Genomic DNA, 14,575 nt, shown 5'->3' on the forward strand with positions numbered 1-14,575 from the left:
CATTACCGACGGATTCTGCGGAGATTGACTATCATCTGTATCAACTGGCTGAACAGAGGCCAAAGCAACGCTCCGACAATCGGAGCAATAAAACTTTGTAACGTAATGATTTGACGATTGAGAAAAAGACGCGCCACCACCAATACCGTCTGATTACATAACAACAACGCCAGTACTACGAGAATCTGCATAACATGGCCATATAGCATGATTTGACGGTGATAACGCAAAACGAAAAAAACCATCACGGTATAAGATAAAGCGTGCAACCCCAAAGACGCAGCCGTACCGACATCAACTAAAAGACCGATAAGAAATGCCGTCCCCATGCCAATTCGATTAGGTAAATACATAACCCAATAAAGTAAGGCCAATGCTGTAAGTTCCGGCAACCAGAAAAATACATCGAAAGGAAACGGCATAAAATCAAGCAGTATTGCCATAAGGAAACTACCTATGACGATGCGCAACGGAATTTCCCGATATGAATCTTCAAAATCACTCATAGATTTATTGCTGAGGTTTAGTTGTCTGGGATTTCGGCTGAGAAACAACCAGCACGAAGCGGCTACCACGTAAAGCGGCAAACGGAGAAAGTGAAGCGGTATAGTACGGCGAACCCGAAGATCGCTCTATGGTATCAACCGTCGCAACCGGAATACCGGCCGGATATACGCTGTCCAAACCGGAAGTCAGCAAAATATCCTTCGCCTTCAAATCAGATGCAGAGGGAAAATAGCGTAAATCAAGTTTATTGCCACCGCCGTAAAGCAGGTTGCGTTCACCTGTGCGGGCCACCATGACAGGTACAATGCTCTGACTGCTATAGAGCAGCGTTACTTCGGAACTGTACGGCAGTGCTTGGGTAAGTTGCCCTACCAGTCCATTTTGGTCAATAACAGCATCTCCCGCCTTCAAACCATCCAAGCTGCCTTTATTGATAATCAACTTATCCGATAACGGATCTTTTCCGCTCGAAATAACTTCGGCACCGGTAACATCATTAATTCCCGCCTGCTGCAAACGGTAAAGTTTTCTTAATTCGTTCAACTCGCTCAAATTGACTTCGTCTCGTTGCAAACGGGTTTTCAGACGGCCATTTTCTTCCAACAGCAATCTGTTTTGCTCGATAAGCCCGCTCTGGGATTGGGCCAGGGTGCCTATATATTGGTACAGTCGCACCGGTTGGTTGGAAAACCACTGCATCGGATAAAGCACTACCGAAGCTGCCTGCCTAATATACTGTACGGCCGCCAAACGGCTGTCCAAAATCATTAATGCCACGCTAAGCGCGGCATAACCGACAAACCTGAAAAAAAGCTTGCCACTGTTTCTTTCGTTTCCGGCAAAACGCCAAGACGGCTGTCCCATCACCTTTCCGCCTTACATGTTTTCAACGAACACTGCATTTAAAGTCCCTATATAATCCAAAGCCTTACCTGCTCCGTATGCAACACAGTTCAAAGGCTCTCCCGCAATACCGACCGGTAGTCCGGTAGCATCTGCCAACAGCAAATCCATACCCTTGAGCAAAGCACCACCGCCGGTCAAAACCAACCCGCGATCGGCAATATCGCCCGCCAGTTCAGGCGGAGCGAGTTCCAATGCCAGTCTGACGGAACGTACAATCTGATTCAGTGGTTCGCTTAATGCCTCGCGCACTTCATCTGAAGTTACTGCCATTGATTTCGGCGTACCTTCCGCAAGGCTGCGTCCTTTAACCGTGATGGCCGTTGTTTTATCGTTTCCGAACACCGTACCGATTTTCTTCTTAACTTCTTCCGCCGTAGTTTCTCCGATAATCACTCCGCGGTTACGGCGCAGATGATGCACGATAGCTTCGTCAAAAGTATCTCCGCCAACACGGACGGAATCGGAATATGCCAAACCGTTCAACGACAAAATACCGATTTCGGTCGTACCACCGCCGATATCCACTACCATCGAACCGGCGGCATCTTCAATGGGCAGCCCTGCACCTAAAGCGGCAGCCATCGGCTCTTCAATTAAATAAACACTTGCCGCACCGGCTGCGAAAGCAGAATCGCGGATGGCTTTGCGCTCTACTTGGGTGGAGCCGCCCGGCACACATATAACCACGCGCGGAGGTACAACCATTCTTCCGCCTACTGCTTTCTTAATGAGCAGACCAAGCATTCTTTCAGTAATATCAAAGTCCGCAATCACACCGTCTTTCATCGGGCGCACGATATGGATGTTGCGCGGGGCGCGCCCCTGCATTTTTTTTGCCTCCGTACCCACTGCAACGATAGCATCCCTGCCTCCGGAGGTATTCTGTATGGCTACGACGGACGGTTCGTCCAACACAATCCCCTTATCCCTAAGATAAATCAAGGTATTGGCGGTACCCAAATCAATAGCGATATCATTGGAAAAGTAACGTGAAATAAATTGAAACATGAAAATACCTGAATGCGCGGGTAAAAACCCAAACGTGCGATAGTACCCTATTGTCAAAACATATCGGCATAGATATTTTCAGACGGTTCCTATAAGGTACAAACGGAGACCCTTTCCAAAAACGCCATGCCGCCATATCGGTTTTCAGTTATAATTCTTCATTTCCGCGAAGACGGACACAATCATACCTTATTAAGGTCGGATTTACTATTCAGACAAGGATTTTTTATGGCTTTAACACTAAATGACGTGGAAAAAATCGCTCGCTTGTCCCGCCTGTACCTTAACGACGGCGAAAAAGCACAGACATTGCAAGAGCTAAACGACATCTTCGCCATGGTCGAAAAAATGCAGAGTGTAAACACCGACGGCATCGAACCGATGGCGCACCCGCATGAAGCTGCCCTGCGCCTGCGCGAAGACAAAATCACCGAAACCGACCGTGCCGCCGAATATCAGTCCGTCGCCCCCGAAGTGCGCAACCGCCTATATATCGTGCCACAAGTAATCGAAGAATAATTTTTCAGACGGCCTTTATCCTAATCAAGGCCGTCTGAAAGCATACTTCAATCTCCATCTGTCAAACCGATTGTTTGAAGCATTCTACGTGTTTGAAATCCAAACAATAAATATTTGAGGCCGTCTGAAAAGCCCTTCCGGAAGAATAATTTATGACCCGATATACCCTCACCCAAGCCAGTCAACTACTCCAATCCAAACAAATCTCCGCCGTCGAACTGGTAACCGAATACCTCGCCGCCATTGCTGCGCAGAACCCGGCTATCAACGGCTACATCACCCTCGACCAAGACAAAACCCTCGCCGAAGCCCGTGCCGCCGACGCACGTATCGCGCAAGGTAATGCTACTGCACTCACTGGCGTACCCATCGCCTACAAAGACATTTTCTGCCAAACAGGCTGGCGCAGCGCGTGCGGTTCCAAAATGCTGGACAACTTCGTTTCGCCCTACACTGCCACCGTCGTTCAAAACCTGCTCGACGAAGGCATGGTAACGCTCGGCCGTACCAATATGGACGAGTTCGCCATGGGCTCAACCAATGAAACCTCGTTCTACGGCGCGACTAAAAACCCGTGGAATCCCGAACACGTTCCCGGCGGTTCATCTGGCGGTTCCGCAGCCGTCGTTGCCGCACGCCTTGCTCCTGCCGCGCTCGGTTCGGATACCGGCGGCTCCATCCGCCAGCCCGCATCACACTGTGGCATCACCGGCATCAAACCTACCTACGGCACGGTTTCCCGCTTCGGCATGGTCGCCTACGCCTCCAGTTTCGACCAAGCCGGTCCGATGGCGCAAACCGCCGAAGACTGCGCGATTTTGCTCAATGCGATGGCGAGCTTTGACGAGCGCGATTCCACCAGCTTGGAACGCAGCAAAGAAGACTACACCCGCGATTTGGACAAACCGCTCAAAGGCATGAAAATCGGCCTGCCCAATGAATATTTCGGCGAAGGCGCGGATGTCGATGTGCAGGCTGCTTTGCAAAGCGTCATCAACCTTTTAAAAGCACAAGGTGCGGAAACCATTGAAGTTTCCCTGCCGCAAACCGCCCTATCCATTCCCGCTTACTACGTCCTCGCTTCCGCCGAAGCCAGCACCAACCTTTCCCGCTACGACGGCGTGCGTTACGGTCACCGTGCCGCAAAATTCAACGACCTTGAAGAAATGTACAGCAACACCCGCGCCGAAGGCTTCGGCAGCGAAGTCAAACGCCGCATCATGATCGGTACTTATGTGTTGTCGCACGGCTACTACGATGCCTATTACTTGAAAGCTCAAAAACTGCGCCGCCTCGTTGCCAACGATTTTCAGACGGCCTTCGCGCAATGCGACTTCATCCTTGCTCCGACTGCGCCCACCGCCGCCCCGAAACTCGGCAGCGACATCCACGATCCCGTGCAGATGTACCTTTCCGACATCTACACCATCGCCGTGAATCTGGCCGGATTGCCCGCCCTGACCCTGCCCGCAGGTTTCAGCAACAGCGGACTGCCCATCGGCGTACAATTTATCGGCAACCACTTCTCCGAAGCTAAAATCCTCGGCGCGGCGCATCAAGTACAGTTGGCGAGCGATTGGCACACCCAAACCCCTGATGGAAAAGCATAATGCCGGAGCAGTTTGTTTTTCCCGATTTCGAAACCGTATATAAGGATGCGCCGAAATTTCAAATCCAGCATTTGAAATTCTCCTTACGCAAATTGTTTACACGGCGACAAGTCAAAGATTTTGAAAAATTTGTCAACGCCTCCGCGCCGCGCCGTACTTTTTTCCAAAGGCGGCCGCAAGATGCCTATCCGTTGATACACGCCTTTGTCGACCAACGCTTCAACAGACGGCGCAGGCTGCAAGTCATGAAAGAAGACCTGCTAACAGCCGAAAAACTGTTCGGGCAGGAAACGCTCGTCAATATGACGACGCGCAAATTCCATGTCGTTCTGGCGCATCTTTCAGACGGCCTGACTTTATGGCTGAACCGGAACGATAATTGCGTGGATGAAGGAATGTGGTCGCTATCCTTGCGCGATAGCGAAGGAAAACGTCTCTACATGGCTACCTTCGCCCTAGTTGACGGCAGATTGCTGGCCGCTTCCATCCAAGGCCCCGCAGGGGAAGAAGCTAAAGACCTTGTACGCAGCCTGACCAAACAACTCCACGGTCTGCGCCCGCAGCAACTGATGGTAACCGCCCTGCAATATTTTTCGACATCGCTCAATTTGGGCGGCGTTATCGGCATTGCCCAAGAGCATCAGGTCAAACTGCGCTGGCGGCTGAAGAAACGGGTCAAAATGAATTACGACCTGTTTTGGCAGGAGAACGGCGCAACGCTCGAAAGCGACGGCTACTGGCATCTGCCGCAAATCCCGCCGCGAAAAGACTTGGCAGAAATCGAAAGCAAAAAGCGTTCGATGTACCGCAAACGTTACCAAATGCTGGATAACATGGCGGCCGAGATGCAGGCTTGCTTTCAGAAGACTTGATTCTGCGTTTTCAGACGACCTTTGCCATTTAAAAAACAAACAGGTCGTCTGAAAACGGCTGACCACTTTATATTATTGACATCAAAAGAAAGAACCTCTTATGACTTGGGAAACAGTAATCGGCTTGGAAATCCACGTCCAATTAAACACCCAATCCAAAATCTTCAGCGGCGCATCGACTGCATTCGGTGCGGAACCCAATGCACACGCCAGTGTGGTGGAATGCGCGCTGCCGGGCGTGCTGCCGGTGATGAACCGCGAAGTCGTTGAAAAAGCCATCAAATTGGGCTTGGCTTTGGATGCGAAAATCAACCAGAAAAACGTGTTCGACCGCAAAAACTACTTCTATCCCGACTTACCCAAAGGCTATCAAATCAGCCAGTTAGATCTGCCGATTGTCGAACACGGCAAATTGGAAATTGTGGTCGGCGACGCGGTGAAAACCATCAACGTAACCCGCGCACACATGGAAGAAGATGCGGGCAAATCCGTGCATGAAGGCTTGAACGGCGCAACTGGTATCGACCTGAACCGTGCCGGCACGCCGTTGTTAGAAGTGGTATCCGAACCCGAAATGCGCTCCGCCGCCGAAGCCGTTGCCTACGCCAAAGCCTTACACAGCTTGGTAACCTGGCTGGACATCTGCGACGGCAATATGGCGGAAGGTTCGTTCCGCGTTGATGCCAACGTATCCGTGCGTCCGAAAGGTCAAGCGGAATTCGGCACGCGCCGCGAGATTAAAAACCTCAATTCCTTCCGCTTCTTGGAGCAGGCGATTAATTACGAAGTGGAAGCGCAAATCGAGATTTTGGAAGACGGCGGCAAAGTACAGCAGGCAACCATGCTGTTCGACCCTGAAAAAGGCGAAACCCGCGTGATGCGCCTGAAAGAAGACGCGCATGACTACCGTTACTTCCCCGACCCTGATTTGCTGCCCGTCATTATTTCAGACGGCCAGTTGCAAAAAGCCAAAGAAGAAATGCCCGAACTGCCGAAAGAAATGGCGGTACGTTTCGTGGAGGATTACGGCGTATCCGACTACGACGCGCGCCTGCTCACCGCCAGCCGCGCGCAGGCTGCCTATTTTGAAGAAGCCGCCAAAGCCAGCGGACAAGGCAAGCTAGTTGCCAACTGGATGAACGGTGAACTCGCCGCCACGCTGAACAAAGAAGGCATGGAACTTGCCGGCAGCCCGATTACCGCCCCACGCCTCGCCGCGCTGGTAGGTAAAATCGCCGACGGCACTTTAAGCAGCAAATTGGCGAAAAAAGCCTTTGAAGCCATGTGGGCGGAGCCCGAAGCAACCATCGCCGAAATCATTGAAAAACACGGCTTGCAACAGATGACCGACACGGGGGCGATTGAAAAAATCATCGACGAAGTGCTGGCTAACAACGTCAAATCGGTGGAAGAGTACAAATCGGGTAAGGAAAAAGCCTTCAACGCGCTGGTCGGCCAAGTAATGAAAGCCAGCAAAGGCAAGGCCAACCCGCAACAAGTCCAAGAATTGATGAAATCGAAATTGGCTTAAACTTTGAGACTGAAACGGCTGTATCACTGTTTTTCAGACGGCCCCGTTATTCCGTATCTGTACATGATTCCGTTTTGGAACCTTTATCCGACCCGTCGTTCGGCTTAGAAACCTCAACCCATTTCAGGAACCCGACCGTGATTGGTACCGTTATCGATTTTATCCTCCATATCGATCAGCACCTTACCGCACTTTCCGCACAATACGGCATGTGGATTTACGCGATTCTGTTTTTGATTATTTTCTGTGAAACGGGTTTGGTTGCCACGCCATTCCTGCCCGGAGACTCTTTATTGTTTGCCGCGGGCGGAATTGCCGCTGTCGGCGGGATGAACATTCATATCATGGTGCTGATTCTGCTGGTTGCCGCTATTTTGGGCGATGCGGTCAATTTCATGATTGGCAAATATTTCGGCGCAAAGCTGTTTTCCAATCCCGATTCCAAAATATTCCGCCGCGCCTATCTGGAAAAAACCCATGCGTTCTACGAAAAACACGGCGGCAAGACCATTATCATTGCCCGTTTTGTTCCGATTGTGCGCACCTTTGCCCCGTTCGTGGCCGGTATGGGCGACATGCATTACGGCAGGTTTATCCGCTACAACATCATCGGCGCGCTGGCATGGGTATTGCTATTTTCGTATTTGGGTTATTTCTTTGCCAATATTCCCTTAGTAAAAAACAACTTAGGCTTGGTTCTGGGTGCAATCATCGTTATTTCCATCCTGCCGGCCATAATCGAAATAGTACGCGCCAAATATGCGGCAAAAAAATAACCGGCGATTCTGGCAAACAAAAGAGGCCGTCTGAAAAATTACTTTCAGACGGCCTCTTTACCAAAATCAATCTATTTCTTCGCGGCCATTAAAATATTCGACCGCCCCACCTTCAAAAAAACCCTGCAAAATGGCTTGTGCGGCCACTTGGTCAAGCACGGCTTTTTGTTTGCGGCCGAACACTTGGGCTTCGGCCAACAGGCTTTCCGCATATAGCGACGACATCCGCTCGTCTACCCAATATACTGGCCGCTTGAACCTGCCCTGCAACCGCCTGCCGAATTTCCGGCTCAGTCGGGTCAGTTCGTGCTCCGTACCGTCGACATGTACCGGCAAGCCGACTACGAATTGCACGGGCTGCCATTCGTCGACCAGTTTCGCCACCGCTTCGAATTTGGCCTCGTTGCTGCCGCCCGTTACCGTGGTAAGCGGATGGGACAAACCTACCTCCGCATCACCTTGCGCCACACCGATTCTCACTTCGCCGAAATCGAAAGCCAACGTCGTACCGGCAGGCGCTTTAAGCATGTCCCGCTCCGCAAATCAGAGAAGCAGGTTCGATGCCCAGCTTGGCAAACGCCGCGCTATAACGGTTTTCATACGGCACATCGAATAAAATCCCTTCATCGGCAGGCACGGTAAGCCATACGTTATCTGCCAATTCCTGCTCCAACTGGCCTTTTCCCCAGCTCGAATAACCGATGCTGACCAGCGCCTTGGCGACCTTTTTCGGGTCGGCGAGATTTTCGATAATATCGCGCGAAGACGTCAATGCGACATCTTCCGTAACCGCCATACTGCTTTGCCAGTTGCCGATCGGCGTATGCACCACATAACCGCGATCGACATGTACCGGCCCGCCCATCATCACGCTTTCGTCTTGAAAACGCAGCGGAATATTGCGGTCGCTGGCTGCAAAAATCAAATCCATCGTAACCGGCGAGGGTTTGTTGATAATCAGCCCCAAAGCGCCGTCTTCATTATGTTCGCAGATATAGACCACGCTGCCGTCGAAAAACGGATCGTCCATATCCGGCATCGCAACTAAAAAATGATTGGCTAAATTCATGTCGTTTCTTTACCGTTTGGCAGCCGCAGCCACGTCAACAACGCACGAACCGAAAATCTGCCGGTTCGGCACCCCCGCAATCTCCCGCTCGTCCGCCTTTTGGCCGTTGTAGCAGGACACCGCGCTCAACGAATTTTTCGGCGAACCTTGGATAATCTTGTCGCTATACACCAAATAAGCAAAAGCCTTACGCTTCCCATCGTAATAGCGGATAATCTGCTGGCTCTTAAAAGCCACGCTGGCGCTGCGTTTGAACACTTCCTTAGGCTTGTTTACCGCCTCTTCGCGATAACGGATAATGTCCGCCGTCTGCACGCACGACACCGAAGCATCGCTGGCATCTTCTTCCAAGTTGACCGTTTCCTTCAAACCGCCCTTTTTCGCGTAAGAAATATAACAGGCCACTCCCTTAACATCGGGGTCGTCAAAACCTTCCACTTCGATACGGTCGTTTTTACCCAGCATATTGAATACCGTACTGGCCCTGCCGATTTTATCTGCATCGCTGCCGCCGCAGGCCGCCAATATCAGGGCGGCAACCGCTATAAATAATTGATGTCTCATTCTGATGGATTAAGATTGTTGGTTTGACACGGATACTATATGAGGCTCCCCGCAGATATTGCAAGCCGACCAGGCAAGGTTTCAGACGGCCTAACAGCCTACGTTCATACCAGCCGCAGCCTTTCGAACAAATTGCCACCCGCCCGCTGCAAACAGTATAATTCCGCATTGTCCTCCATCTTTTCATTCATTATTTTCACAAAACATCATGATGCGTTACAAACCCCTCTTACTCGCCCTGTTAATCTCGTTTTCCGCTCCCGCATTTGCCGCCCACAACGCCGCTAAAAGCAAGGAAAACAAAGCCCAATCCGTCAAAGAACAAAATATAAAAAGCAAAAAAGACACCGCCAAGGCAAGCGGAAACAAAACTTCGAAACAAACAGTCGGAAAAACCTCCGGCAAAAAAACGGATGCAGACGAACCGGCAGGCAAACAATCACGCAAAGGAAAGGCGGACAATAAGAAAAACGACACACGGCAGGACAAAGAAGACGGTAAAACCACCAAACGGGACAAATCCGAAAAACAAGAAAACCCGAAAAGCCGCAAAGGAAAGGAAACACTGAAAGGAAAAGAGAAAACCGACGAAGACAAACCGTCGGCCAACGTCAAAAAAGAAACGGCCAAAGCAGACCGGAAACACAAACAAGATACCGACCAAGATGAAGGCGGCAGAGGCAGAAAAGCCGCAAAGAAATCGGACAAGCAGGCCGAACGGCAGGAAAATAACGAGCAACAACCCGATGCCGTTATCGGCAAAAACGGCACACCTCAGATGCGCGCCGCCGTTACTGCGGCAGCCAATGATTTGGAAAGCAAAAAGGCATTGCACAACCGCGCCGACGCATTGCTGGTCCACGTTGCAGCCACATTGCGCCAAACGCGTAACGACCTTGCGGGCATCAACCGGCAGCAGCGGGACGCCTGGGACAAATTCCAAAAGCTGAATGCCGATTTAGGCCGTCTGAAAACCGAAGTTTCCAGTATGCGCGCGCAGATTTCCCGTTTTGTATCGGGGAACTATAAAAACAGCCAGCCCAATGCGGTTGCCCTGTTCCTGAAAAAAGCCGAACCCGGCCAGAAAACCCGTTTCCTGCGCTATACCCGCTACATCAATACCGCCAACGAACAGGTCATACGCGATTTGTCGAAACAGCAGCAGGAATTGGCCGCACAGGAAAATAAAATCAATGCCGAACTTACGCGCCTGAAACGCCTTCAGGCCGGCGTCCAGTCCGCATTGCGCAAGCAAGGTGTGCACAACACCGCCGAGCAAAACGAAAGCCGCCGCCAGAATGCGCAAATGGCAAAGGACGCCCGAAAACTGCTCAACCGGAAAGACAGCGAGCAGCGGTTGAACACCTTATTGGACAACCTCAACAAACGCAAAGCGGAACAACACAGAAAAGAGGCCGAGGCGCGTAAAAAAGCCGCCGAAGCGCGCTTGGCTGCCGCAGATAAAGCGCGCAAAGCCAAGGCGGCCGAGCAAAAATCGACGGACAGCCAGTCTGCCACGTCCGGTCTAACCGCCGAAGACATGAACCTGCGCGCGCCCGTTACCGCGGGCCATTACATTTCCACCAACCCCAACAGCTTCAGCCGTATGCAAGGCCGTCTGAAAAAGCCGGTTCAAGGCACATTGGCAGGACTGTTCGGACATGACCGCGGCGACGGCGAAGTATGGAAAGGCGTGTTCTACCAAGCCGTTCCTTCGACCGTCAGCAGCATTGCGGCCGGTACGGTCGTTTATGCCTCCGAACTGGAAGGCTACGGCAAAGTCGTGGTTGTCGACCACGGCGAAGGTTACGTCAGCATCTATTCGGGGCTGGGCAGTATTTCCGTTGCCGACGGCAGCCGGATTGACGCCGGTGCGCCCCTAGGCATCAGCGGCGTACTGCCGGGCGGCGAAGAAGGCCTGTATTTGGAAATCCGCTACAACGGTCAGAATATGAACCCGCTCTCCTGGATAAACTGATTTTCAGACGGCCCGATGCCGTCTGAAAACCCGCCGGACACACAGCCAGCCACATCTATCGGATAGCATAACGTTATACTTTGATTAGCATTTTTTTACCCGAAAGCAGTTGTTTCACGCGCCATAATCGCATAAAGTACAAAACTTACGTTTTCAGGCCGTCTGAAAACTCAGATAAGAAAGAGAAAGTAAAAAATAATGTCGAATTCCACTTTGAAAAAAGTCGCACTTTACACTCTGGGCGCATTCAGCGGCGTCGCACTCAGCCTCAGCCTACAAAGCTTTGCAGCCGAGAAGGCAAAGAAAGAAGAATCCCTGCCGGTACAGTCCATCCGCACGATGGCGGAGGTATACGGCCAAATCAAAGCCAACTATTATCAGGACAAACCCGATTCCGAGCTGTTCGAAGGCGCCATGAAAGGTATGGTCGCAGGCCTCGACCCGCATTCGGAATATATGGACAAAAAAGACTATGCCGACCTGAAAGAATCCACCAGCGGCGAATTCGGCGGTTTGGGTATGGAAATCGGACAGGAAGACGGTTTTGTCAAAGTTATCGCCCCGATTGAAGATACGCCCGCCGAGCGGGCCGGCGTGAAAAGCGGCGACTTCATCGTCAAAATCGACGACGTATCCACCCGCGGCATGACCGTCAGCGAAGCGGTTAAAAAAATGCGCGGCAAACCGGGTACCAAAATCACCCTGACCCTGTCGCGCAAGAATGCCGACAAGCCCATCGTCGTCAACCTGACCCGCGCCATTATCAAAGTCAAAAGCGTGCGCCACCACTTGCTCGAACCCGGCTACGGCTACATCCGCGTTTCCCAGTTCCAAGAACGCACGGTTCCGGGCATTACCGAAGCGGCCAAGGATTTGACCAAGCTCAACAAAGGCCCGCTGAAAGGCCTGATTCTTGACTTACGCGACGATCCGGGCGGCCTGCTCAACGGCGCGGTCGGCGTGTCCGCAGCCTTTTTGAAACCCGATGTCAACGTCGTCAGCACCAAAGGACGCGACGGCAAAGCAGGCATGGTGCTTAAAGCCACGCCCGAAGATTATCTGCTGTCCGCCGGCAAAGACCCGCTCTCAGGACTGCCGGCCGAGTTGAAAACCATCCCGCTGACCGTGCTGATCAACTCAGGTTCGGCTTCCGCTTCCGAAATTGTGGCCGGCGCGCTGCAAGACCACAAACGCGCCGTCGTAGTCGGTACGCAGAGTTTCGGCAAAGGTTCGGTGCAAACCGTTATCCCGTTGTCCAACGGCAGCGCGGTCAAGCTGACCACCGCCCTGTACTACACGCCGAACGACCGCTCCATCCAAGCGCAGGGTATCGTGCCCGACATAGAAGTCAAAGACAAAGACCGTGCCTTCGAAAGCCGCGAAGCCGACTTAATCGGCCACATCGGCAACCCGAACGGCGGCGAAGATGTGAAAAGCCGCAGCGATTATCAGGAAATCGATAAGTCGGAAGCAGGCAAAACCGACGGCAAGGGCAAACAGGACAAGAAAAAAGACGAAGCCGACCTATCGTCGCGCCGCATCCCGAATCCGGCCAAAGACGACCAGCTCCGCAAAGCGCTCGAATTGGTCAAAAATCCGGCGGAATGGCAAAAATCCTTAGGCTTGGCAGCGAAAAAACCCGTTCAGAAAAAAACGAAAAAAGACGAGGATAAATAACGGCGGCCGCACAGGCCTACCCGTTCTCGTCCCCACCAAACAGGCAAAGGCCGTCTGAAAATTACTTTTTCAGACGGCCTTGGGATTTGTCGGCATACCGGCCGGTTCCAATTATCAGGGAAAACATCATGGCAAAAGCCCCCAAAACCATCTACCAATGCACCGAATGCGGCGGCACTTCCCCGAAATGGCAAGGCAAATGCCCGCATTGCGGCGAGTGGAACACGCTTCAGGAAAGCCTAGCCGCGCCAGAGCCTAAAAATGCCCGTTTCCAATCTTGGGCGGCAGATACCTCGACCGTCCAATCCCTCTCCGCCGTTACCGCCACCGAAGTGCCGCGTAATCCGACCGGCATGAGCGAACTCGACCGCGTATTGGGCGGCGGTTTGGTCGATGGCGCGGTCATCCTGCTCGGCGGCGACCCCGGCATCGGCAAATCCACGCTGCTGTTGCAAACCATCGCCAAAATGGCGCAAAGCCGTAAAGTGCTGTACGTTTCCGGCGAAGAATCCGCCCAGCAAGTCGCCCTGCGCGCGCAACGTTTGGAACTGCCCACCGAAGGCGTGAATCTGCTTGCCGAAATCCGTATGGAAGCGATTCAAGCGGCGTTGAAACAGCATCAGCCCGAAGTCGTCGTCATCGACTCCATCCAAACCATGTATTCCGACCAAATCACTTCCGCCCCAGGTTCCGTATCGCAGGTGCGCGAATGCGCCGCCCAACTGACGCGTATGGCGAAACAGATGGGCATCGCCATGATACTGGTCGGACACGTTACCAAAGACGGCGCGATTGCCGGCCCGCGCGTATTGGAACACATGGTCGATACTGTGCTGTATTTCGAGGGCGACCAACATTCCAACTACCGCATGATACGCGCCATCAAAAACCGTTTCGGCGCGGCAAACGAACTGGGCGTGTTCGCCATGACCGAAAACGGTTTGAAAGGCGTGTCCAACCCGTCCGCCATCTTCCTTGCCAGCTACCGCGACGACACGCCCGGTTCGTGCGTTTTGGTCACGCAGGAAGGCAGCCGCCCGCTTTTGGTTGAAATTCAGGCATTGGTCGATGACGCACACGGCTTCACCCCCAAACGCCTCACCGTCGGCCTCGAACAAAACCGCCTCGCCATGCTGCTCGCCGTCCTCAATCGCCACGGCGGCATCGCCTGCTTCGACCAAGACGTGTTCCTCAATGCCGTCGGCGGCGTCAAAATCGGCGAACCCGCCGCCGACCTCGCCGTCATCCTCGCCATGCTCTCCAGCTTCCGCAACCGCCCGCTGCCTGAAAAAATGGTCGCCTTCGGCGAAATCGGCCTAAGCGGCGAAGTCCGCCCCGTCGCACGCGGACAGGAGCGGCTCAAAGAAGCGGAAAAACTCGGCTTCAAACGCGCCATCGTTCCCAAAGCCAATATGCCGCGCAATCCGAAAGAATTTCCCAATCTGGAAATCTTCGGCATCGGCAGCTTGCAGGAAGCGGTGGATATTTGCCGGAACGCAGCCGAATAAAGGATTAAAAACAAGCGAAAGGCCGTCTGAAACGATTTTCAGACGGCCTT

14 protein-coding genes are annotated in these 14,575 nt (G+C 52.6%); 8 read left to right on the forward strand and 6 right to left on the reverse strand.

The annotated features are described in order from the left end of the window. Window positions 1-2 precede the first annotated feature (2 nt). The 3 genes from mreD to ACI43T_RS02810 are packed head-to-tail and all read right to left on the reverse strand — an operon-like array spanning window position 3 to window position 2,421. Window positions 3-506, reverse strand: a complete 504-nt coding sequence (gene mreD / locus ACI43T_RS02800) for a rod shape-determining protein MreD (protein ID WP_293277920.1) — start codon at window positions 504-506, stop codon at window positions 3-5. A 4-nt stretch (window positions 507-510) separates the two neighbouring features. Next, complete coding sequence (gene mreC / locus ACI43T_RS02805; protein ID WP_293277921.1) at window positions 511-1,371, reverse strand: rod shape-determining protein MreC; 861 nt, start codon at window positions 1,369-1,371, stop codon at window positions 511-513. Window positions 1,372-1,383: 12 nt separating this feature from the next. Then, window positions 1,384-2,421: a rod shape-determining protein gene (locus ACI43T_RS02810; protein ID WP_009173482.1), complete on the reverse strand. Its 1,038-nt coding sequence runs from the start codon at window positions 2,419-2,421 to the stop codon at window positions 1,384-1,386. A gap of 228 nt (window positions 2,422-2,649) precedes the next feature. Between ACI43T_RS02810 and gatC the strand changes: the two genes are divergently transcribed. From gatC to ACI43T_RS02835, 5 genes are all read left to right on the forward strand, one after another. Beyond that, a complete protein-coding gene (gene gatC, locus ACI43T_RS02815) occupies window positions 2,650-2,940 on the forward strand; it encodes an Asp-tRNA(Asn)/Glu-tRNA(Gln) amidotransferase subunit GatC (RefSeq protein WP_405385480.1) in 291 nt (96 codons plus the stop codon). Between the two features lie 152 nt (window positions 2,941-3,092). Beyond that, entirely contained in the window at window positions 3,093-4,550 is a 1,458-nt protein-coding gene (gene gatA / locus ACI43T_RS02820) for an Asp-tRNA(Asn)/Glu-tRNA(Gln) amidotransferase subunit GatA (protein WP_405385481.1), read from the forward strand. Then, window positions 4,550-5,422 (forward strand): VirK/YbjX family protein, encoded by an 873-nt coding sequence (locus ACI43T_RS02825; RefSeq protein WP_377080529.1) that lies wholly within the window; start codon window positions 4,550-4,552, stop codon window positions 5,420-5,422. The genes gatA and ACI43T_RS02825 overlap by 1 nt, the downstream gene beginning before the upstream one ends. A gap of 100 nt (window positions 5,423-5,522) precedes the next feature. Continuing rightward, window positions 5,523-6,953, forward strand: coding sequence for an Asp-tRNA(Asn)/Glu-tRNA(Gln) amidotransferase subunit GatB (gene gatB, locus ACI43T_RS02830; RefSeq protein ID WP_377080531.1), 1,431 nt, complete (start codon window positions 5,523-5,525; stop codon window positions 6,951-6,953). A gap of 137 nt (window positions 6,954-7,090) precedes the next feature. Continuing rightward, on the forward strand, window positions 7,091-7,729 hold the full coding sequence (locus ACI43T_RS02835; protein WP_405385482.1) for a DedA family protein: 639 nt from the start codon (window positions 7,091-7,093) through the stop codon (window positions 7,727-7,729). Window positions 7,730-7,795: 66 nt separating this feature from the next. Here ACI43T_RS02835 and ruvX read toward each other — a convergent pair whose 3' ends face one another. From ruvX to ACI43T_RS02850, 3 genes are read right to left on the reverse strand one after another with little or no spacing between them, the layout of a single operon-like run. Continuing rightward, a complete protein-coding gene (gene ruvX / locus ACI43T_RS02840) occupies window positions 7,796-8,257 on the reverse strand; it encodes a Holliday junction resolvase RuvX (protein WP_405385483.1) in 462 nt (153 codons plus the stop codon). After that, window positions 8,250-8,798 (reverse strand): YqgE/AlgH family protein, encoded by a 549-nt coding sequence (locus ACI43T_RS02845; RefSeq protein ID WP_009173475.1) that lies wholly within the window; start codon window positions 8,796-8,798, stop codon window positions 8,250-8,252. The genes ruvX and ACI43T_RS02845 overlap by 8 nt, the downstream gene beginning before the upstream one ends. A gap of 9 nt (window positions 8,799-8,807) precedes the next feature. Next, on the reverse strand, window positions 8,808-9,362 hold the full coding sequence (locus tag ACI43T_RS02850; RefSeq protein WP_405385484.1) for a CreA family protein: 555 nt from the start codon (window positions 9,360-9,362) through the stop codon (window positions 8,808-8,810). A gap of 211 nt (window positions 9,363-9,573) precedes the next feature. Between ACI43T_RS02850 and ACI43T_RS02855 the strand changes: the two genes are divergently transcribed. The 3 genes from ACI43T_RS02855 (at window position 9,574) to radA (ending at window position 14,525) form a co-directional block, all read left to right on the forward strand. Next, window positions 9,574-11,340 (forward strand): peptidoglycan DD-metalloendopeptidase family protein, encoded by a 1,767-nt coding sequence (locus tag ACI43T_RS02855; protein WP_405385544.1) that lies wholly within the window; start codon window positions 9,574-9,576, stop codon window positions 11,338-11,340. A 198-nt stretch (window positions 11,341-11,538) separates the two neighbouring features. After that, on the forward strand, window positions 11,539-13,017 hold the full coding sequence (locus ACI43T_RS02860) for a S41 family peptidase (RefSeq protein WP_293277929.1): 1,479 nt from the start codon (window positions 11,539-11,541) through the stop codon (window positions 13,015-13,017). A 128-nt stretch (window positions 13,018-13,145) separates the two neighbouring features. Continuing rightward, window positions 13,146-14,525 (forward strand): DNA repair protein RadA, encoded by a 1,380-nt coding sequence (radA, locus tag ACI43T_RS02865; protein WP_405385485.1) that lies wholly within the window; start codon window positions 13,146-13,148, stop codon window positions 14,523-14,525. Window positions 14,526-14,575: the final 50 nt, after the last annotated feature.

This window comes from Neisseria oralis (assembly GCF_045062685.1).
Classification (GTDB): Bacteria; Pseudomonadota; Gammaproteobacteria; order Burkholderiales; family Neisseriaceae; genus Neisseria; species Neisseria oralis.

Bases quoted from the DNA above. Each gene is read 5' to 3' on its own strand.
- ACI43T_RS02855 (WP_405385544.1), top strand. From the start codon at position 9,574: ATGCGTTACAAACCCCTCTTACTCGCCCTGTTAATCTCGTTTTCCGCT.
- gatB (WP_377080531.1), top strand. From the start codon at position 5,523: ATGACTTGGGAAACAGTAATCGGCTTGGAAATCCACGTCCAATTAAAC.
- ruvX (WP_405385483.1), bottom strand. From the start codon at position 8,257: ATGCTTAAAGCGCCTGCCGGTACGACGTTGGCTTTCGATTTCGGCGAA.
- ACI43T_RS02810 (WP_009173482.1), bottom strand. From the start codon at position 2,421: ATGTTTCAATTTATTTCACGTTACTTTTCCAATGATATCGCTATTGAT.
- mreC (WP_293277921.1), bottom strand. From the start codon at position 1,371: ATGGGACAGCCGTCTTGGCGTTTTGCCGGAAACGAAAGAAACAGTGGC.
- radA (WP_405385485.1), top strand. From the start codon at position 13,146: ATGGCAAAAGCCCCCAAAACCATCTACCAATGCACCGAATGCGGCGGC.
- ACI43T_RS02850 (WP_405385484.1), bottom strand. From the start codon at position 9,362: ATGAGACATCAATTATTTATAGCGGTTGCCGCCCTGATATTGGCGGCC.
- ACI43T_RS02825 (WP_377080529.1), top strand. From the start codon at position 4,550: ATGCCGGAGCAGTTTGTTTTTCCCGATTTCGAAACCGTATATAAGGAT.
- gatA (WP_405385481.1), top strand. From the start codon at position 3,093: ATGACCCGATATACCCTCACCCAAGCCAGTCAACTACTCCAATCCAAA.
- ACI43T_RS02845 (WP_009173475.1), bottom strand. From the start codon at position 8,798: ATGAATTTAGCCAATCATTTTTTAGTTGCGATGCCGGATATGGACGAT.
- ACI43T_RS02860 (WP_293277929.1), top strand. From the start codon at position 11,539: ATGTCGAATTCCACTTTGAAAAAAGTCGCACTTTACACTCTGGGCGCA.
- mreD (WP_293277920.1), bottom strand. From the start codon at position 506: ATGAGTGATTTTGAAGATTCATATCGGGAAATTCCGTTGCGCATCGTC.
- gatC (WP_405385480.1), top strand. From the start codon at position 2,650: ATGGCTTTAACACTAAATGACGTGGAAAAAATCGCTCGCTTGTCCCGC.